Raw genomic sequence first — 19,380 nt, 5'->3', positions numbered from 1 at the left:
AAGTACATTGAGTCGCTTCCTTTGTCTCGATAACGTAGAGACATTTCGCGCTTTTCATATTCAGGACCTTTAAACAGAACACCAGCCCATTATGCGTCAGTTTATTCCTACATGGTACTCCAAAAACAAAAAGAAACCGCCAATGTGACATAGGCGGTTTCCGTGTATCTTTGCGTAGCAAGGGCTTGTCAGAGTGCCACTATCTCTAACATCATTTGTTGATGTTCGTCGACGACAATATTTGCTTTTGACATAACGAGCAGCTCTTTTTTCGCTTTAGTTAGTTGCTTAATATAGTACTCTGCTCGCATGGCAAGCGTCTTTGAGTCAAAATCCGATGACCATTCCAATACCAAAGGGCCTTTTCCCTTCAAAGCTTTCGCTCCTTTTCCGGTTTGGTGCTGATTGAATCTTCGTTCAACATCATTGGTAACACCACAATACAACGCGTTGCGGTTATTTCGTATCAGGTAGACACTCCAACGCTGCGTTGTATTTTCCATCATGAAAGCAGTGACTCAACCTTAGCTTTTAATTCATCCAGCTCTTCTTTCAGCTGAGCGACTTCGAGCTCTAGCTGACTTACTCGATCGGAGCTCGAGCTTGCAGCAGACACAGGCGCTGCAAGTTCGGACGCATCAACATCACCACAGAACAAATGCATATAACGCGACTCCCGCTTACCAGCCTCACGTGGTAATTTGACCACTAATGGTCCTTTCTCTTCGCTTGCTAAATGCTCAAGGACCGTTTCCACTTCTTTTACATCATGAAATGTCGCGAGACGATTAGTACGAGTACGAATTTCCCCAGGTGTTTGAGCACCGCGCAAAAGCATACAGCATACAATGCCCTTCTCCTGCTCTGTCAGCTTTAAATCACCAAATTCCGTATTACAGAAACGGTGTTGATACTTGCTGACGCGGCTGTTGAACGCACTTTCGTCACTGACGAGCCTGCGCTCAATAAGAGCATCAACGGCATCGAGAACGTCTGACTCAGAGAGTGACATCACGGGATCACGGTTGCTTTTTTGATTACACGCGTTGGTTAATGCGTTTAGGCTGAGGGGGTAAAGATCTGGGGTAGTGACTTCTTTTTCGATCAAGCAACCAATAACTCGTGCTTCAATTGCCGTTAGCTCAACTTTCATAATGCATTTCCTTATTATTTTTGCATTTGACTTTGTACCTAAATCGCTTCGAAATCATACGCCATAAATTCACACAGCAGTGCAAGAAGCGTTAGCGGTTCAGGTGTTGGTGTCAGGCTAAAGCATAGCGTAAGACCTGACACCCCTTACGAATAGGGTCAGGTATCAATGCTCCGAGAGAATCGGCACTCTCGTCAAATTGCCATCTTGGTCGACCATCATTATTTTTGAACGATTAAGCTCAACTTCGATGATTTCGAGTTGCTCGCGAGCGTTGATATACGCCGTTTTTAACTTTTCAGCCACAGAGCGAGTGACTTGCTCATTATCTTGACTATTTACTTGCTCCGCAGTGTTACCAGAGTCCATATCAAGTTCATCATTTTGCATTCAATGGTGTTGATAATATAGTGAAGGCCACGTTATGACAATGAATCGATGGATTCTACAATGTTGGCCAAAACTCGAAGAAAGCAGCACGATTATATGGACACAACGCAATTGGTTGAGAAATGTTCAACTCTGCATTGCTATTGATCTAAAGACTGTTATGCCACTGGATGTTGTGCTTTAATCGAGGAAGATATTCATAAAATTAGGAAAGAGAACTATGAGTAGCGTATTTGAAATCGTTAACCAAGCTCGTCGTAAAAACAAACTAAAACGTGAGCTTCTTGATAACGAGAAGAAAGTTCGTGATAACCGTAAACGTGTTGATCTTCTAGAAAACCTTCTAGACTACATCAAACCAGAAATGACTCACGATGAAATCGTCGCAATCATCAAAAATATGAAAGCAGACTATGAAGATCGTGTTGATGACCACATCATTAAAAGCGCTGAGATCTCTAAAGCACGTCGTGACATCAGCCGTCGCATTCGTGAGCTGACTGAAGAAGACAAGCAAACTAGCGGCAAAAAATAAACGCGTAAGCTAGATTTTCGAACCCCGAGCAAGAATATCTTCCTCGGGGTTTATTTTTGTCTCTAAACTAACCGCCGTGTACAATCAATCTAACTCTTATTCCTAACGCATTCAGCTTTCTATGTCTTCAACTACGACAAGTACACAACCAACGCTTGCAAAACAATTATTTACGATGACCTGGCCAATGCTTTTTGGCGTTCTGTCTTTAATGAGCTTTCAGCTTGTGGATAGCGCGTTTATCGGTCAGCTCGGCGTTTTACCGTTAGCCGCTCAAGGTTTCACTCTGCCTTTGCAAATGGTCATTATCGGCATTCAAGTCGGTCTAGGGATCGCAACGACAGCGGTCATTTCTAAAGCTCTTGGGGCGAATGAAAGTCGGTATGCCAAACAACTGGGCGGATTAGTATTGATGATCGGCTCAATTGGTGTCGCTATTTTTGGCGGGCTAATTTGGCTTTTGCGCTACCCCATTTTAGCTCTATTAAGCGCTCCAGAATCTGTTATGCCGATAATCGACAGTTACTGGCCTTGGTGGTTATTAAGCTCATGGACTGGTGCGGTTTTGTATTTTTATTACAGTATCTGCCGAGCTAATGGCAATACAATGTTACCTGGCACAATGATGATGATAACCAGCGGCGTGAACCTTGTGCTCGATCCGCTATTTATTTTCACATTTGACTTGGGTATTAACGGAGCGGCAATAGCAACCATCGTCGCTTTTGGGTTTGGTATTTTAGTCGTCGCTCCTCGCGTGAAAAAGAATCACTGGGCAACGACACAATGGCAAGATCTTAACGTAGCCAAAAGTGTTGCATCTATCGGTAACATTATGGGCCCTGCGATGATTAGCCAACTGCTGCCACCGTTGTCTTCCATGCTAGCAACAAAATTATTGGCGAGCTTTGGAACCGCAGCAGTCGCCGCTTGGGCGCTTGGTTCACGCTATGAGTTCTTTGCTATCGTTTCGGTCTTGGCGCTGACAATGTCTATGCCTCCAATGGTTGGACGCTTACTTGGAGCAAAGAACTATGAAGATATCCAAAGGCTCGTCAGTATTGCCGTAAAATTCATTCTAGGTTTCCAACTTTTGATTGCTGCCATTACATTTGCCGTCGCAAACCCACTCGCATTATTGATGACAAGTGATGTGCAAGTGGAGCAAGTCTTGGAAATGCATTTACTGATAGTGCCGATCAGTTTGGGTTCATTAGGGGTTTGTATGCTAATGGTTTCTCTTTGTAATGCATTAGGCAAATCTTACACCGCGCTCACTATTTCAGCGCTGCGCTTGTTTGTCTTTTTCCTACCGTGCTTGTGGGTTGGCGCTCAAATGGATGGAATCCGAGGTTTACTCTTAGGCGCTTGTATCGGCAACCTGTTAGCTGGTGTTTCCGCATACCTAACCTATCGCCAAACCATACGCAAACTCGCAGGCGCTCAAGCCAACGCACAACAATGAATAATCAGAACTAAGCCCCTGAAGTGGGGCTTTATCGTTTTGACGCCTTGTCTAAGTTGAAATGTTAGCTAGGCGAGTTTTAATTCACTAAAGAGCTCAAATAACTGGTTCGATTTATACGGCTTAGGTAAATAAGCATCCATGCCTGCCGCAAAACAGTTGTGGATGTCTTCTTCCAAAACACTCGCAGTGAGTGCGATAATCATCGTTTTTTCACGTCCTGCTTTCTTTTCCCAACGACGAATTTCTTTCGTCGCGGTCAGTCCATCCATCACGGGCATCATGCAGTCCATTAAAATTGCATCGAATTCTTCTCCCTTTGTGATGGCTTCTAACGCTTCTTGGCCGTTGCTTGTTATCAAATAGTCATAACCTGCTTTATCCAGAAAAAAACTCGCTATTTTCTGGTTCATCAAATTATCCTCCGCAATTAAGATCCTCCGATGAGAGCGCGACGCTCGATATTCAGAGCTGACAACATTATTGGTGACATTGTCACTTGATATAGTCTTTTCAACCTTAGCTAAATCATCAATGACATGCTTAAATCGATTGCCAAGGAAAGGTAATGTGAGTACGGCATGTACTTTTTCTGCATTTTCGTAGGGAGTGGATAAATGATGCTGGCAAATAATCACACGGCGAAGATCGTAATTAAATGATAGATTATCCAAAACTTCATCGGTATTAGCGTCGTTACTGTGGCACAGAAATATGACATCAAAGTCATCATTTATCGCTTGCACTTCATTCACATTATTAACGCCAAAGAGATTGATTTTCGCTAAGCGACACTCTTTTAATATTTGGTCGGCGTAGTCGTAATTTGAGCAGATCAAAAGCCCTTTATTAATCACCTCCGAACGCCAGCCAAACACCGGAATTGCTTCAACCTCAATCGAGAATTCAAAGCATGTGCCCACTCCTTTTGTAGATGTTGCTACGAGCTTGCCCCCCATCATCGACACAAGCTGACAACAAATTGCCAAACCCAACCCTGTACCGCCAAATTGCCTCGACACTCCTTCATCTTCCTGAGTAAAGGGTTCAAAAATCGTGGTTAACTTATCTTGATCAATGCCTATTCCGGTATCTTCTACTTTAAACGTCAGCACTCCACGTTCTTTCTCAAGTAACTCTTCATAACTAACATCAACGCATACATGCCCACTTTCGGTAAACTTAACCGCATTCGATACCAGATTCGTAACTACCTGTTTGACACGATGATCATCGACCATCACGCGAATGGGGATATTTTCAGCTAAATTAATACCTAACTTTAGCTGTTTAGATGTTGCTTTGGATTGGAATAAAATCATCGACTGATACACGACTTCTCGGATATCCGCTTCTATTAGTGACAGCTCCAATCGTCCAGACTCGATTTTAGAGAGATCCAATATATCGTTAAGTAAAGTAAGCAGTGTTTGAGATGAGGAGTCAATGTCATCAACAACTTCTTGTTGATGCGAAGACAACTCACTTTGAGAGAGTATTTCTGTCATGCCCATGATCCCGTTAAGGGGCGTGCGTATTTCATGTGACATGTTGGCAAGAAACACAGATTTTGCACGATTAGCCGATACTGCTGACTCTTTTGCATGCAGTATTTCTTCAGTTTGTCTCTGCATTTCTTCAACCACTCGATTCACTTGCTGAGCAAAAATGGTCAGTTCATCACTTCCATCAACTTTGACTTTTGTTTGCTTCTCTTCGGAGTTGATCAACGCGTTTAAAGTATGAATGATCGCATCGAGTTTGCTGTTAACTCGGAACCAAGTACTAAATCCGAGCCAACAAAGCAGGATAACCACTAAGGCGACGCCAAAACTGATCATCGCTATATTGGCCTTTTGTTCATGAACCTGCGTGAGAAGCGACTGCTCAGTTTGTTTGGTGAACCCATCAATGAGCACTTGTAAGCGCTGCACACGAAAATCGAGTTCTTTTAAATACGCGGCGTAGTCACTTTGTGACATGTCTCCTGACATTAATTGTCCGCGAGACGCCAAGTTTCTCTGATATCTCGGCGAAGTAAACAAGCCAAGCAATTTATCCACTTGCTCGTATGACCCACCTAAGTTTAAAAACGCATCCAAATTTTGCTGCTGTCGGTCAATCGCCTGATAAAACATACTTTGACTTAGCCGACTCTTAGGGTCTTGGACTAAACGGTTCGTCAGCCAAGCTTCTTTCTGTGTCCAAAAAGAGAGCTGAGCAAGGTAGGCAATAAAATTTTGCATGCGAATGCCGTCGTCACTGCCATACCATTGATGATTTTGCAACAAAGAGCGCGACATATTTTGGAGCTGTTGAAATGCCCAATCACCCAGGTCGTCCATCTCACTCAATCTACCTGACAATACCCCCAGCATGGCTTCTTTCAGTTCATCAGCATACTCAGCAGTATTAGGGTTACTCACAAACTTTTGATGCAAAGAAGAAATAACTTCACCTTGTTCTTCAATATTAATGGCTGCAGAGACTTGAAGATCAGGCTGTCGGCGTACTTTCTCTATGGAGTAAATAAAGTGGGAGGCCTTGGATATCAATTGGAAACCTTGAATATTGCTAACCGTTTGATTGAGACGGCTCACGCGCAACGCATTATCAGAAAACTGCTGAACTGCAAACACCACTATTACCACAGCGGGTAATAGTGCGAGGAGTGCTAAGCGTGTTTTTATTGATAATCTCAACATCCATCAGCCTAATGGTTGATTTCATCCGTTTATTTAATATTAGACTAGTTTCTTGCATTGAAAGGCATATACGACATTGTTACTTTCAAACAACATTCACCTACCTAGATTATGGTTATTGTGAGTGTTTTATCATCGGCTAATGAAGTGGCAATTGTGATTCAAGTCATATTTTTTGATCTTAAAGTTGGATGCAAACAATAAAGTTTCACTCACAACTAAGAGTCGCATCACTTTTCAGGAAATCATCTATTGTATGTTTACCTATTGAGTTGCCTTATCGAGTCAAATCACACAAAAATGCAAAATATCCATTTTTGTCAACAAAACTAATTTGAAAGCAAACGTTATCATCGCAAAAAAAGTAAGTTACTTTCTAAATGTCAATACGTGAAAACCACTGCTTTAGTCACATTAATCCACCACTAACGTCCCCTTAAGTAGTGTTTTACACTGGATTTAATTTTCCTAGCAGAATAAGGACTCCGACCTTAGAATCCGCACACATAACTATTACAACCCGATTACATAACCCACCACACTCTTGCACGCTGCCGAAGAGGCAACAGCAGAGAGTATGGTTAGCCCCCAAAACGTGAAAGGTCTAATACAACAATGAGTCCAGAGAAATATCTCCAAGACTGGCAAACTAGCCAAACGATTGCTGAATCTATTTCCCCTCTAATTGGTAAGCTATATCGTCAAAAAGGAATCGAAGTGGTTCTGTTTGGTAAAACGCTTATTAATGCTACTACTATAGACATTCTCAAAACTCATCGCGTTGCAAGACGTTATACCGGTAACCCACTTTCGCTTGAGCACACGATGCCTATTATTCAAGCGCTTTGTGAAATGAGCATTTCTTCATGCCGTGTCGATGTTGGCCAATTGGCAACTATGTACTGGAATGAACATGACGATACAAGCTCTCTAAACGATTTCCTTATCACTGCACTTGATGGTGCTCGCGACGCAGATTCTTCATTGAAAGCGCGTGATGTGGTTCTTTACGGGTTCGGTCGCATTGGTCGACTACTTACTCGCCTTCTCATTGAGAAAAGTGGTCCAGGTTACCCACTAAGACTACGTGCGATTGTGGTTCGTGGCGGTAAAAAAGGCGATTTGGAGAAGCGTGCTAGCTTGCTGCGTCGTGACTCAGTTCACGGTCAGTTCAACGGTAGTATTGTTATCGATGAAGAGCGTAAAGCACTGATCGTTAACGGCAACTACATCCAAATCATCTACGCAAATAACCCAAGCGAAGTGGATTACTCAGCTTTCGGTATCAATAACGCGCTAGTTGTTGATAACACAGGTGTTTGGCGTGATTCTGAAGGCCTGAGCCAACACTTAGCGTGTCAAGGCGCAGAGAAAGTACTGCTAACAGCACCAGGTAAAGGTGACATCAAAAACGTTGTATTCGGTGTAAATGAGTCGGTAATTAAAGAAGATGACACCATCATCTCTGCGGCAAGCTGTACAACAAATGCAATCACGCCAGTCCTTAAGGCTCTGAACGATAAATATGGTGTTCTTTCTGGCCATATTGAAACCGTGCACTCATACACAAACGACCAAAATTTGATTGACAACTTCCACTCTGGTGACCGTCGCGGACGTAGTGCTTCGCTAAACATGGTTCTGACTTCAACAGGTGCGGCAAAAGCAGTTGCTAAAGCATTGCCAGAGCTTGCAGGCAAGCTAACAGGCAACGCGATTCGCGTACCGACACCAAACGTTTCTATGGCAGTCGCTAATCTAAACTTAGGTGAAGACGTAGACCGTGATTCACTGAACGATTACTTGCGTGAAATGGCGTTGAACTCTGAGCTTTCGGCACAGATTGACTACACCGATTCAACAGAAATTGTATCAACTGACTTAGTTGGTTCTCGTCATGCAGGCGTCGTAGATGGTCAAGCGACTATCGCACAAGACAAGCGTTGTGTACTTTACATCTGGTACGACAACGAATTCGGTTACAGCTGCCAAGTTGTGCACTGTATGGAACAAATGATGGGTGTTCGTTACCAAACATTCCCTCGATAGGTGAACATTGCTCCACAACGTTAACCACACAGCGTAGCGGACAATATCTCATATTTGTTCTAAATAATAAGCGCCATGCGCATTACTAATATTTTTCCCCGTTTATACGCCTGATCACCCTCAGGCGTTTTTTCGTTTCATTCATTTGACACTCTCCGGACAAACTGAACGTCAGCATTCATGTTTTGTTCATGTTCACAGCATTAATCTGAGCACATAAATTACAGAGAGGTCATGATTATGAATCGGATTATTGTAACTGCACTAGCACTGATTACCGGCTTTTTTACGTTAGTATTTAGCTTGATCATTGCGATTCCGTTGACCATCGCAGCATTAATTACCGGTAAACGTATTGAAAAGCGCGTCAAGAAAATGCAGAGAGAAATGCACGAAGAGTATGAGTTTAATACAGGTAAAGCAGATGCGATTGAAGGTGAATTTGAAGAGGTTCGCCGGTAAGTAAATAAGATTTAGATGAGTTTCTCTCCCCCGACCGCTCCTGAGAAACTTCTTGCTTTCACCCTGTCCTTAAAATGGCAGGGTGCTTTTTTGAAAAGCACAATATTGAATAAGCACCTAGCGGTTTATTGCTTTATCTTTTTGTTGTAGGAGGCTGTGTAACCAGCCTCCCATAAATCACCATCGACACCAGAGTATGGGTTGGATTCTTTCGGAGCGCCGCTTAGGCAAGCATCTTTGCCTTCCTTCTTAATTTCATCGATGTGATTTAAAACAAAGTCAAAGTGTTTAGGATCAGCCTTTTGTAGTAACCCGTACAAAAGGCCAAAGCCAAGCATCGTAAATACAAACAGTTCAAAAAACACCCAAATGCTCTTTGTTGAAAAGAATATCCAGGCAACGCTGCAAACACTGGTCAAAATTACTACTGGAGCTAAATCTACTATTCTTTGCATATTGCTCTCACCTTCTAAACGGTCATGAAGTCTCTACCCCTTTCATAGGGTAAGTAAGAGGAAAGTCCGTTTTTATCCAATAAAGCACTCTCGACTTAATATGCGACACTGTTAGTATTAACGTTAAGTGGCTATCGTTCTCATTATAACAATGCGTTGGAAAGTAGCTTTCACAGCAAATGAGAATATGAACCAAAGTAACACTATTGATAATATTAATTTTAGCAACATTTAGCGTCAGAATTACGTAAATTGTGTAAGGGTTACTGAGAGTAGACAAAAAAGCAGCCACACGGGCTGCTTTTAGTATTTCTGTCTTGCGAGCTTGTCTATACCGTTACGACCACTCTAAGAGCCAGCAGCATGAGTACTACTCCTGACAAACGATCAATCAACACTGCCTTAGAGCGAATTCTGTCAACGACTTTAGAGCTCGATAGCACTAGGGTAATAAAGGTGTACCAAAGCCCATCCACAACAAACGGCGTGGCAACAATGATCATCTGATTACTCAAATCATTACCGAGCGCGACAAACTGACTGAATAATGCGATAAAAAACAAAGCAATTTTGGGACTTAAAATCGAGATAAAAAAGCCTTCTCGCGCAGACTGGATTACCGTTGTTTCCTCACCTGACTCCAACTTCGCAGCCACACCACCTTTTGAACGCAAAGCATTAAACCCTAAATACGCAAGATATGCCGCACCCACAAGGCTAATCGTCTTGAACAGCATCGGGCTTTGCTGCAAAACAACAGCGAGCCCAATCAAGGTAATAAACGCATATATACCAATGCCAAACGCATGAGCCCAAGCCGTAGCTAATCCATTGATACGTCCACCAGCCAACGAGTGCTTAGCGACAATAGCTAAACTGGGACCTGGTGACATAGCCCCTAATAAACACACGGTAAAAAGTGATAACCAAACTGTTAGTGTCATAAGAATCTCCCCTCTTTGACGCTCACTCTATCAACGGAAGAGGTATAATTAGAAATCAAAGTTATTCATACTAATCATGACTTCAAGTCATGGCTAAACGGTGTACGTATTAGCGAATGGAATATTCAGAGATTTGCATTACTGAGCGAATCTCTTCTCGCACCCATTTATGCGCAGGATCCGTGTCGTATTTGGGGTGCCACATTAACCAATATTGATGAATAGGTGTTTCGAGTGGTAATGCTTTATGGGTTAAGTCCCAATGCTTAGCGAGGTTAACGGCAATATGTTCAGGAGCCACCATCAGGTGCTCACTTGCAACTAAGCGATTGATCGCAGCAGAGAAGAATGGAACCTTAAAGGTAACGTGGCGGGTGTGCCCTAGCTCTTTCAATGCTAAATCAGTGTAGGAATCTTTGTCTCCGCCGCCAGTCACTTTGATGTGTGAATATGAAATCAAGTCTTCAATACTGATCTGGTCCTGCTTTGCTAACGGATGAGAAGATTTCATCAAACAAACTGATGAATCCTCACCAATTTTAACGCTCGACACACTCTGTGGTTTTTCTGGATACATAGAAGACGCGATATGGATGCCCGTCTCATGAAGTTTATCAAGAAAGTTGGGTTGCCACAGTCGGTACGCCATATCTAACTGTGGCGCTTGTTCACCCAAGTGAGAGGCAATATCGGGCAATACGTATTGCGCCACGTAGTCACTAGAAGCAATAACAAGCTCACCTTGCCACTGCCGCGGCTCAAAAGGTTGGTCATCGAGTAAATGGTCAAACTCAGCCAGTAATGCATCAAGCTTTGATTTTAACGCTATTGCTCGTGGCGTTGGTATCAGTTGATTACCTTGACGAATAAGCAGTGGGTCACCACACAGATCGCGCAATTGTGCAAGCTGTCGACTGACGGCAGACTGCGTAATGTGCAAACGGTCTGCGGTCCGGCTGACATGACACTCCTCTAAAAGTACATGCAAGGATCTAAGTAGATTCAAATTAATGTTGTTTAACATATTCGCTCAGAAGGGTTTTCAACATGGCATCCATTCATGGTCACTTCACAAACAGGTTCCCAGTCGTGTTAAAGAATTCAGCTAAGACGGTATGAGTCATCAGGTTTCGAAGCTCTGGATATCGTTGAATTTGATCTCTGATTTCATTCAAGCGAGCCATAGTAGGCACTTCGACAAAAACCATCATGTCCGTCTCACCGCTGATCGCATGACACCATTTTACGCCATCAATTTTGTATAATTCGTCCGCGTATGATTCGCAATAATACGTAGAGGTTGATTTATCGAACTTTAAGGCAAAATAGGCGCAAATCGAATCCCCACCCGAAGGCGCAATTTCAGCGTGATACCCTAGAATCACTTTGTCATGCTCTAGCTTACGAATACGGGCCGTTACCGCAGAACGAGAAAGGTTTACTTTATCCGCAATTTCAGTCACCGACAGCCGAGCGTTGTGCCTGAGCAGATCCACAATCTTATGATCAAACTTGTCCATACCGTTACCAAGCTTTCCTTATTTTTCTCATTCTATACCGATTCTAACTGCATAAGAAACCAACATTTTGTTGGAATTATTTAAAACAACCGTCATATTGACGGTTTAGTAAATCATTTTGTTATTAACATTTTGGATATGCTATTTGGCGGGCATGAGATGAGTGCTGTTATCCATTTCAACAGAAAATAGATAACACATTGAAATCAAATTCCCAACTTAAGTACTCAGCACATAAATAGCATCGCTTAAACACATAAAACGAAATAACCAGAAGCCACAAGCTTTTTCGTAATAAGCCTCATAACATTGGATGAATCAATTCGCATGGAAGAGCTCAAAAAAGACATTTCACTCACATCAGGTATCGCACAGTTATCCACCACATTAATGGGAACGGGGCTGTTTATGATCCCGGCTATCGCAGCAGGTATAGCTGGCCATTTTTCACTATGGGCTTGGATTTTATTGTTCATCGCGATTTGTCCTATTGCGCTGACTTTTGCTCAACTGGGTAAACGATACCCCAACGCGGGCGGAACAGCCTTTTTTGTACGCAAAGCCTTTAACGCCAAGCTGGAAAGTAGTGTCGCTTGGCTATTTGTTAGTGTCATTCCGGTAGGGGTTCCGGCCGCGATTGCACTCGCCGCAGGCTTTCTACAACAAATATTGCCAGAGCCTATTAGCAACAATCTGTTTGCACAAGTTCTCACGGTAGTACTTCTTGTGTTCGTCAACTTGATGGGCACAAAATCATCAGGTCATTTACAAACTCTTATTGCTTTGAGTGTCTTCGCACTTGTTGGCGCATTTTTATGGAAAGGCGACGTTAACAGCGCCGATCTTGTGATGCCCGCCATCACACAAGAGTCAATTTGGCCTATTACCGCAGCGTTAGGCGTGATGTTCTGGTGTTTTGTTGGCATAGAGGCTTTTGCCCATATGGGGGAAGAGTTCAAAAACCCTCAAAGAGATTTCCCTATTGCCATTGTGGTCGGTTGTTTTGTAGCAGGGGCTACCTATTGGGCATGCTCTGTCGTTATTTTAAAATTTGGCGCGTATGGTAACGCTCAATTTGATAACGCATCCATCCCCTGGCTTAGTGCCCAACTACTAGGCGATGGAGCCAAATGGATAATCAGCTTGATAGGTTTCTCCGCTTGTTTCGCGAGCGTTAACTTATACACACAGAGCCTAGCGCGAATGGTCTGGGCTCAAGCTCGGGAACATCGTCCTTCTAGTCCACTAGCCAAGATTTCGCGTCGTGGTGTCCCTTTCTCAGCCACCATATTAGTTGGCGGTATATTATTGATATCTTGTGTGATAGGAACCCTATCACAGCTCGATCTGGAGTTTTTCCTAAAACTCGCAAACAGCGTATTCGTTCTGGTTTACATGTTGGCGATGTTAGCCGCTTTTAAATTGCTTCGAGGATTTGGTAAAACACTTGCGGGACTGTCCCTACTGCTTTGTACCGGTGTTTTTATATGTTTAGGCTGGTCAATGTTTTATGCACTTGGCATTTTTACTCTACTTTTACTGCCTTGGAAACAGTGGCGACATAAGCGACAAACACGTGTAGTTGAATAGTCATCGCTTCCCATTTCGAAATATGTGAGCTAAACGTTGGATACCAGCGTCTATGTTCTCTAACGCGATATTGCCGTAACCAAGCACGGCACCATGCCAGTGACGTGCTTGAAAATCTGGGTGTTCATAATAGCTCAAAGGTCGCAAGATGATCCCTTCATGCTCTGCTAGTTTTATAAAACGCTGCTCATCCATACCGTCTTGCCATTTCAACGTAACATGAAGCCCCGCCGCTTGGCTAACGACGCAAACACGGTCGCCAAAATGCTGTTGAATGGATACATGCATCTGTTCATGCTTAGTTTTGTACAGTCGACGCATTTTTCGAATATGACGTAATAACCCACCTTCAGTAATAAAGTCTGCCAATGCTTCTTGTGTATGCGTCGGCGAATCACCACTTAACGCATCCTTAACCACTAAGCATTGCTCTACTGAACGTTCAGGAACTACAAGGTAGCCAAGCCGCAATCCGTTAAACATCACTTTACTGAAGGAACCCACATACAACACACGATCATCTCGACCCATTTGAGCTGCTAGCCCCTGTAAGCTGGTATAGGGACGATGAGCAAACTGAAATTCGCTGTCATAATCATCCTCGATGATCCAACTTGATTGTTCGACCGCCCAGTTGATGATCTTTCCTCTTTGCTCGGTATTGAGTGTGGTACCCATCGGATATTGATTACTTGGTGTAATATACAGCGCATCGGCATCGCTTGAGGTCACCGCTTCCACATCAAAACCTAATTTCTCTGTTACGAACAAAGGCTCAAATTGATAGTTTTGGAACTGAATCAACTTCCGCATTTGCGCGTAACCTGGTTGCTCCATCAGAACCTTATCACCTTGTTTGAGCACTACCATCGTCGCAATCGACAACGCTTGCTGCGCCCCAGAGGTAATAATAATGCGCTCTGGAGAACAATTCACTGAACGGCTTGATGCGAGGTAGTCAGCTAAAGCACAGCGCAATGCCCAACTACCCTGAATATCTTGATTCCCCAACAAGCAAGTACGAGACATATGGCGAGTGAGTAACTTTTGCCATTGCGCCATCGGAAATGCGTCCAAATCCGGCACACCCGGTGCAAATGCGCGGTTGATATCAAAGTGAGCTTTCGGTGATGAGTCTCTCTGAACTGAACTAGGTTCAGGCAAGTACTGCTCTGGCAGTTCTACGGCAACATAAAAACCAGAACCCTTTTGGCTGTTCAAGTACCCTTCCGCCACTAACTGTTCGTAGGCAGAAATCACGGTGTTCCTACTTAGATTAAGCTCTTGTGAAAGCTTCCGCGTAGAAGGCAGCTTCCCATTCTTCATCCACAGTCCTTGAACAATTTTCTTGCGAATAGCAAAAAACAACGCTTGCTGACGCGTTCCATCACTGTCTTTTAAATGCAGGTCACCGATATCAATCAAAGACAAACTGGATCCATCCATTAGTTAAAAGTGGCTCTCTTTAAGCTACCAGTTAAACGCTACATTGCAATCAAAGAATGAGGATCAATCGCTCGTAATCGTGAGCAAACAAGGAGAGAAAATGCTATCCAACACCAATAGAACGGAAGTTAAGAAAGGCGCACATAAAGCCGTCTCTGATGTTAGCAAACTGCACGCCATCATAGATGAAAGCCTAATCGCTCATATTGCGATAACCAACGAGTCAGGCCCTGTGGTCATCCCTATGCTGGCATGGCGTGTCGATGATTACGTGTATATCCATGGTGCCAACAACAGTCGACTGTTACGCTCACTCAAACAAGGAGTGCAAACGTGCTTAACCTTTACTTTGTTTGATGGTTGGGTATTGGCTCGAAGTGCGTTTCACCACAGTGCGCATTATCGCAGTGCTGTGGTCTTTGGCCAGTTTGAGGTGGTGGAAGATAACCAAGAGAAAGACAGGTTGCTGAATCACTTTATTGAACAGATCGCTCCGGGGAGAACAGAACAAGTCCGTTTGAGTAATGAAAAAGAACTCAAAGCCACCATGCTACTGCGTATCCCGCTCACGGAGGCATCAGTGAAAATCAGCAATTTTGGCGTCAACGACGATGCGGAAGACATGGACATCCCTGTTTGGGCAGGTGTCCTACCCTACCGAACCGTCGTAGGTCCGCTGCAATCTTGTGACGATTTGTATGAAGGTATCGCAGAGCCAGACTACCGCAGTGCCTACTCTAACCGTTGGCAGGAATAAGCACCGTAAAACGTGCGCCGCCTAAGTGACTCTCGCCGACAGAAAGCTCCCACCCCAGTTGCCGCGCTGCACTGGTAGCGATGGCAAGCCCTAAACCAAAGCCTTTCATGTCGGCGTTGCGGCTTTTGTCTAAGCGCGAAAATGGCATAAATACTTCTTCTCGCATCGCCTCAGGGATGCCCGGACCATCGTCCTCAATATCGATGCTCCAGCAATCCGCTACCGTTCGAATCGTCACCTCAACGCAGGATTCACCGTAACGCTTGGCGTTTTGCAGTAAATTATCGAGGACGAGGTTACCCAAAGTAGGCTGAAAGTGAATCAATTGGTTCGCGAGTTCATTTTCTGCTCTCAACATGGCGGACTCTAAGCCTAGGTAATTCATGCGGCTTTTACACCAAAGTGGCAGTTCCATGGTTTCAACAGAATCGATCCATGAGTGGTTTTTCACACTCAAGCGAGACAGCATGACGATGTCGGATGTTAAATCCGTCACTACATCAACGTATCGTTCAATATCGTCATGTAACTCTGCCTGCATTTCACCACTCGTGCGTCGAGCTAAATCCGTCGCTAGCTGAATACGACTCAGCGGAGTGCGCACTTCATGAGGAATAGCTTGAGTAAAGATGTGTGTTTGGCGCACTCGTCTCTCAATCTCTTCAGACATGCAGTTGAAGCCTTGGGCGAGCTCTTTCACGGGTTGCGAAAATTGCTTTAGATCGACTCGCGTATTCAACTCACCAGAACCAAATTGTTGTTGCGCAGCCGTTAGTTGCCGAATTTGGCGGTCAAGACGTCGTACAGGTATGTAAACCATAATGCCTAAACTGCATACAACAACCAAAAGCAGAGTAAGTATAAATACAATCTCAGAATCTTCATTCCAATCAACGTGTGGGCTAAAGAAGTCCGTTTTTTCTTTGAAAACTAAATTCTTCGAGGTGTTAGGTAAAGGGAATACCGCGGCATAGGTACTGCCATCAATAAGATAAACAGGTATCCCTTGCATTCGGTACAGCAGCTTACAATCTCGACAAGGCGGTGATCCGTCCCAGTTTTCAACCAATGTTAAATCAAAGATAAAGAAATCTTGCTTGCCGTTTTCGGTTAACTTCTTATAGAGAGAATCCGGAGTGCCTCGTTGCTCAATGTATTGATCGACAAAATAAGCACCATCACTCAAAAAAACACCGACTTCTGTTTTGCGCATGTACTCTTCCCCCATAAAGAGAAACAAAGCAACAGTCAGCGCAAGGCCAGTAACTAACCCCACATATAGACGAGTAAACAGGGAAAACATGCGTCATTTACCTGTCAGCATATAGCCGTGGTGACGTATGGTCTTAATGGTAGCAGTATGGATATGAGCCTTAGAGAATTTCTTCCTTAGTGAGGATATACGCATATCAATCGAACGATCAGTAATGCAGTATTCAATGCCTCTGGCAAGACGGCAACATGATTCACGAGATACTGGCTTATCGACATTCAGCATCAGGAGCTCTAAAATTTCAAACTCAGAACTCGTTAAACCAATATCTTTTTGCAAATAAAATGCTTGGGAGCGACGAAGACAAAGACTAATGCCATATCGGCTCAGCTTTTCTTCTTCAACGATATCAACTTGACGACAATAGCGACGCAACGCTGCTTCAATACGGGCGAGCAAAATATTACCTTTTATCGGTTTGGTAAGGTAATCATCAGCACCGAACTTAAATAAGCTCACCTCGCTCATTTCATCATCGGTCGCAGTCAAAACAATGATAATACCATGATAAAACTTACGCGCCTCTTGGCATATTTCTGCGCCATTTTTTCCTGGTAACATCAAATCTAACAGCACTAGGTCCGGCTTGAGCCCCTTAATCGTTTCTAATGCATTTTGACCGTTATCGATGACAGTTACCGTATACCCTTCGGCTTCGAGGTACATTTTGGTTAATCGAGCAATCTCTGAGTCGTCTTCTACCAGTAAGATTGTATTACCCACCATGAATCATTTACTCCACCAATATGATGGAGGGAGTATATCGCTCGTCCTATACTGCGCAACCTACTTAAATGATAATTTTAATAAAACGCAGGCTTACATACGCTTACAAACCATACATATACGATAATCCTAATCATTCTATACCCCTAAAGCCATGCAATAACCTGAGGTTTTATTCATTATCAGAATATAGCTTCACATAGAAAATAAAATTCGGAATAAAAATCCACTATATTTTTAAATATATCGAATAATAGGTCTTACCAAAAAATAATATCAACATATATGACTTAGTTTGCTTATATAGACAGGACTTTATGTTGCTTCTAAGTTTCCTGCTCTAATAAAGTCTACGAGTAACATGAAATGAGATATTCCAAATTAACACCTTTAGCCATATTTTGCGCGATAAGTCTAACTGCTTGTGGCGGCAGTGAATCTAATCCGAAACCATCGAAAACAACACCTCCACCAATGCCAACATTGAGCACTGTCACAATCCCAACTGTCGTTTCTACAAAGTTTCCAGCCAAGTTAAAAGTGGCTGCTGATTCGGGCTTCACCCACTATGTGAAAATCTCCCTTTCCGAAGCAAACAACAACGATACATTTCACATTGTGGCTGTTGATGACGGTGCGAATAATGAAAAAATCTTTCGTGCAGCCAAAATCATCCAACACCTTCTCACAAACCAACCAGACTCTAAGTACGGTGCTGACAAGTCTCGTATCGCTAAGACATTAGCCGAGCGTGATGCCACACTAATGCTGACCGAAAACGACGAACAGAATGATGAGATGTTAACCAAAATCTTTATCAACGAACTGATTCGCCAAGACAAATTGAACGATGCAGTTGCAAACTCGGGCTTAGCACACTCTTTTGATACGAGTTCTCTAGAAAAGTTTGTTGTAAGCATGATGGTACTTAGCGAAGATGATATGGATACACTTGTCACATCTATCGCGTCAACATTAGTAACTAGTAAAGAAACACCAAACTGGCTAAGGAATAGCCAATCTTTAATGTATCGAGAACTGACAGTTGAAGGCGATTGCCATTACATGAGTAATTTTGCCGATTACTGCGCCAATCTTGGCAAAAAAGCCGAACGAGACGCCGCTTTTGAAGAAATTTTACACTTGGTCCAAGCGCAAGGTATTGCACCTAACACGGAGACTGCGGCACTGCAAAATGACATTCAAGCTCATGCGTTAACAATCTATAACGATATTAAATCGGGCAAACCGACGGTGTGGCGCCCTACTCAGTATGACTGGGACGATTGGAAATCGGACGACTTCGATCCTGAAAGTGTGAAACAAACGGGCCCCTCATATTCTCACGAATATTTTGCTGCCGCTTTTGAAGCTTACATGGGTGTAGCAAAAGCAAACGGACATGGTCTAGATGGCTACCAAGCGTTAACGCGTGAAGAAATGCAAACCCAAGATCCACAAGCCGTTGATTGGATCAGTGGCTTATTCCACGGATACTTGCAATATACCGCGAATATCGACTCTGCGGGCGTCAAGCTCTACACCGAAAAGACAAATCCAGGCACAGTACCTACCTTCCGTATGGCTCCCAACAAAGATGGTTTGATAGAAGCGTACACCTACAAATCTCAATGGCTAACAAAAGTGAAGATCATTGGCGACGACGCGATGAATGTGATCGGTAATGATCAAAACAATACTTTTGAAGGCAACAGCAAAGACAACAGCATTTATGGTGAAGGCGGTATCAACACCTATATCGTGCCACACAAACTGGCGGAATGTACTGTTATCAAAGCAAAGAGTGTTTCTGTTGAGTGCCCAAATACAGGCACTGACGAGTTGTACGACATTCAGAACATCCAATTCACCGACCAAACCCTAGATGTAACCAAGCTATAAACAATGAA

At 43.4% G+C, this 19,380-nt stretch carries 18 protein-coding genes; 7 read left to right on the top strand and 11 right to left on the bottom strand.

The genetic code is table 11. The annotated features are described in order from the left end of the window. Positions 1–188 precede the first annotated feature (188 nt). The 3 genes from UQW94_RS07770 to UQW94_RS07760 form a co-directional block, all read right to left on the bottom strand. A complete protein-coding gene (locus UQW94_RS07770) occupies positions 189–506 on the bottom strand; it encodes a GIY-YIG nuclease family protein (RefSeq protein ID WP_005373593.1) in 318 nt (105 codons plus the stop codon). After that, positions 503–1,153 (bottom strand): YceH family protein, encoded by a 651-nt coding sequence (locus UQW94_RS07765; RefSeq protein WP_005373594.1) that lies wholly within the window; start codon positions 1,151–1,153, stop codon positions 503–505. The genes UQW94_RS07770 and UQW94_RS07765 overlap by 4 nt, the downstream gene beginning before the upstream one ends. A 165-nt stretch (positions 1,154–1,318) precedes the next feature. After that, positions 1,319–1,522: a hypothetical protein gene (locus UQW94_RS07760; protein WP_031777159.1), complete on the bottom strand. Its 204-nt coding sequence runs from the start codon at positions 1,520–1,522 to the stop codon at positions 1,319–1,321. A 241-nt stretch (positions 1,523–1,763) separates the two neighbouring features. On the opposite strand from UQW94_RS07760, the gene UQW94_RS07755 reads away from it, so the two are divergent. Beyond that, a complete protein-coding gene (locus UQW94_RS07755; protein WP_005373603.1) occupies positions 1,764–2,078 on the top strand; it encodes a DUF496 family protein in 315 nt (104 codons plus the stop codon). A 121-nt stretch (positions 2,079–2,199) separates the two neighbouring features. After that, complete coding sequence (locus UQW94_RS07750; protein WP_025767935.1) at positions 2,200–3,543, top strand: MATE family efflux transporter; 1,344 nt, start codon at positions 2,200–2,202, stop codon at positions 3,541–3,543. A gap of 68 nt (positions 3,544–3,611) precedes the next feature. On the opposite strand, the gene UQW94_RS07745 is transcribed toward UQW94_RS07750, so the two are convergent. Beyond that, positions 3,612–6,248, bottom strand: coding sequence for a hybrid sensor histidine kinase/response regulator (locus UQW94_RS07745; protein WP_167416150.1), 2,637 nt, complete (start codon positions 6,246–6,248; stop codon positions 3,612–3,614). A gap of 615 nt (positions 6,249–6,863) precedes the next feature. Between UQW94_RS07745 and UQW94_RS07740 the strand changes: the two genes are divergently transcribed. Both UQW94_RS07740 and UQW94_RS07735 read left to right on the top strand, forming a co-directional pair. Further along, entirely contained in the window at positions 6,864–8,297 is a 1,434-nt protein-coding gene (locus UQW94_RS07740) for a glyceraldehyde-3-phosphate dehydrogenase (protein WP_005373606.1), read from the top strand. Positions 8,298–8,537: 240 nt separating this feature from the next. Continuing rightward, the gene (locus tag UQW94_RS07735) at positions 8,538–8,759 is read left to right on the top strand and encodes a hypothetical protein (protein ID WP_005373607.1); all 222 of its coding nucleotides are present in this window, start codon (positions 8,538–8,540) and stop codon (positions 8,757–8,759) included. Positions 8,760–8,884: 125 nt separating this feature from the next. Here the strand turns inward: UQW94_RS07735 and UQW94_RS07730 are convergent, their stop codons facing one another. The 4 genes from UQW94_RS07730 to UQW94_RS07715 form a co-directional block, all read right to left on the bottom strand. Then, a complete protein-coding gene (locus UQW94_RS07730) occupies positions 8,885–9,214 on the bottom strand; it encodes a hypothetical protein (protein ID WP_005373609.1) in 330 nt (109 codons plus the stop codon). Positions 9,215–9,543: 329 nt separating this feature from the next. After that, entirely contained in the window at positions 9,544–10,158 is a 615-nt protein-coding gene (locus tag UQW94_RS07725; protein WP_005373611.1) for a LysE family translocator, read from the bottom strand. A 109-nt stretch (positions 10,159–10,267) separates the two neighbouring features. Beyond that, complete coding sequence (locus tag UQW94_RS07720) at positions 10,268–11,182, bottom strand: LysR family transcriptional regulator (protein WP_017819875.1); 915 nt, start codon at positions 11,180–11,182, stop codon at positions 10,268–10,270. 40 nt (positions 11,183–11,222) lie between these two features. Continuing rightward, positions 11,223–11,678, bottom strand: a complete 456-nt coding sequence (locus UQW94_RS07715) for an Lrp/AsnC family transcriptional regulator (RefSeq protein WP_005373615.1) — start codon at positions 11,676–11,678, stop codon at positions 11,223–11,225. A 327-nt stretch (positions 11,679–12,005) separates the two neighbouring features. Between UQW94_RS07715 and yjeH the strand changes: the two genes are divergently transcribed. Continuing rightward, positions 12,006–13,268, top strand: coding sequence for an L-methionine/branched-chain amino acid transporter (gene yjeH / locus UQW94_RS07710; protein ID WP_017635168.1), 1,263 nt, complete (start codon positions 12,006–12,008; stop codon positions 13,266–13,268). Here the strand turns inward: yjeH and UQW94_RS07705 are convergent, their stop codons facing one another. Continuing rightward, a complete protein-coding gene (locus UQW94_RS07705) occupies positions 13,269–14,714 on the bottom strand; it encodes a PLP-dependent aminotransferase family protein (protein WP_213874316.1) in 1,446 nt (481 codons plus the stop codon). It abuts the gene before it with no gap. A gap of 100 nt (positions 14,715–14,814) precedes the next feature. On the opposite strand from UQW94_RS07705, the gene UQW94_RS07700 reads away from it, so the two are divergent. Continuing rightward, entirely contained in the window at positions 14,815–15,471 is a 657-nt protein-coding gene (locus tag UQW94_RS07700) for a pyridoxamine 5'-phosphate oxidase family protein (protein WP_322142161.1), read from the top strand. Here the strand turns inward: UQW94_RS07700 and UQW94_RS07695 are convergent. Continuing rightward, on the bottom strand, positions 15,452–16,774 hold the full coding sequence (locus tag UQW94_RS07695) for an ATP-binding protein (protein WP_191115785.1): 1,323 nt from the start codon (positions 16,772–16,774) through the stop codon (positions 15,452–15,454). The genes UQW94_RS07700 and UQW94_RS07695 overlap by 20 nt on opposite strands. A gap of 3 nt (positions 16,775–16,777) precedes the next feature. Beyond that, positions 16,778–17,470, bottom strand: coding sequence for a response regulator transcription factor (locus UQW94_RS07690; RefSeq protein WP_005373624.1), 693 nt, complete (start codon positions 17,468–17,470; stop codon positions 16,778–16,780). Positions 17,471–17,836: 366 nt separating this feature from the next. Between UQW94_RS07690 and UQW94_RS07685 the strand changes: the two genes are divergently transcribed. Further along, on the top strand, positions 17,837–19,372 hold the full coding sequence (locus tag UQW94_RS07685) for a hypothetical protein (protein ID WP_213867605.1): 1,536 nt from the start codon (positions 17,837–17,839) through the stop codon (positions 19,370–19,372). The last annotated feature ends 8 nt before the right edge of the window (positions 19,373–19,380 follow it).

It is taken from the genome of Vibrio sp. PBL-C16 (assembly GCF_034321865.1).
GTDB classification, from domain to species: Bacteria; Pseudomonadota; Gammaproteobacteria; order Enterobacterales; family Vibrionaceae; genus Vibrio; species Vibrio alginolyticus.
This window is presented reverse-complemented; position numbering and strand designations above follow the sequence as displayed.

Coding starts and splice junctions, on each gene's coding strand:
- UQW94_RS07690 (WP_005373624.1), bottom strand. CDS start 17,470: ATGGTGGGTAATACAATCTTACTGGTAGAAGACGACTCAGAGATTGCT.
- UQW94_RS07755 (WP_005373603.1), top strand. CDS start 1,764: ATGAGTAGCGTATTTGAAATCGTTAACCAAGCTCGTCGTAAAAACAAA.
- UQW94_RS07720 (WP_017819875.1), bottom strand. CDS start 11,182: ATGTTAAACAACATTAATTTGAATCTACTTAGATCCTTGCATGTACTT.
- UQW94_RS07735 (WP_005373607.1), top strand. CDS start 8,538: ATGAATCGGATTATTGTAACTGCACTAGCACTGATTACCGGCTTTTTT.
- UQW94_RS07705 (WP_213874316.1), bottom strand. CDS start 14,714: ATGGATGGATCCAGTTTGTCTTTGATTGATATCGGTGACCTGCATTTA.
- UQW94_RS07695 (WP_191115785.1), bottom strand. CDS start 16,774: ATGTTTTCCCTGTTTACTCGTCTATATGTGGGGTTAGTTACTGGCCTT.
- UQW94_RS07700 (WP_322142161.1), top strand. CDS start 14,815: ATGCTATCCAACACCAATAGAACGGAAGTTAAGAAAGGCGCACATAAA.
- UQW94_RS07745 (WP_167416150.1), bottom strand. CDS start 6,248: ATGTTGAGATTATCAATAAAAACACGCTTAGCACTCCTCGCACTATTA.
- yjeH (WP_017635168.1), top strand. CDS start 12,006: ATGGAAGAGCTCAAAAAAGACATTTCACTCACATCAGGTATCGCACAG.
- UQW94_RS07730 (WP_005373609.1), bottom strand. CDS start 9,214: ATGCAAAGAATAGTAGATTTAGCTCCAGTAGTAATTTTGACCAGTGTT.
- UQW94_RS07770 (WP_005373593.1), bottom strand. CDS start 506: ATGATGGAAAATACAACGCAGCGTTGGAGTGTCTACCTGATACGAAAT.
- UQW94_RS07760 (WP_031777159.1), bottom strand. CDS start 1,522: ATGGACTCTGGTAACACTGCGGAGCAAGTAAATAGTCAAGATAATGAG.
- UQW94_RS07765 (WP_005373594.1), bottom strand. CDS start 1,153: ATGAAAGTTGAGCTAACGGCAATTGAAGCACGAGTTATTGGTTGCTTG.
- UQW94_RS07685 (WP_213867605.1), top strand. CDS start 17,837: ATGAGATATTCCAAATTAACACCTTTAGCCATATTTTGCGCGATAAGT.
- UQW94_RS07715 (WP_005373615.1), bottom strand. CDS start 11,678: ATGGACAAGTTTGATCATAAGATTGTGGATCTGCTCAGGCACAACGCT.
- UQW94_RS07750 (WP_025767935.1), top strand. CDS start 2,200: ATGTCTTCAACTACGACAAGTACACAACCAACGCTTGCAAAACAATTA.
- UQW94_RS07725 (WP_005373611.1), bottom strand. CDS start 10,158: ATGACACTAACAGTTTGGTTATCACTTTTTACCGTGTGTTTATTAGGG.
- UQW94_RS07740 (WP_005373606.1), top strand. CDS start 6,864: ATGAGTCCAGAGAAATATCTCCAAGACTGGCAAACTAGCCAAACGATT.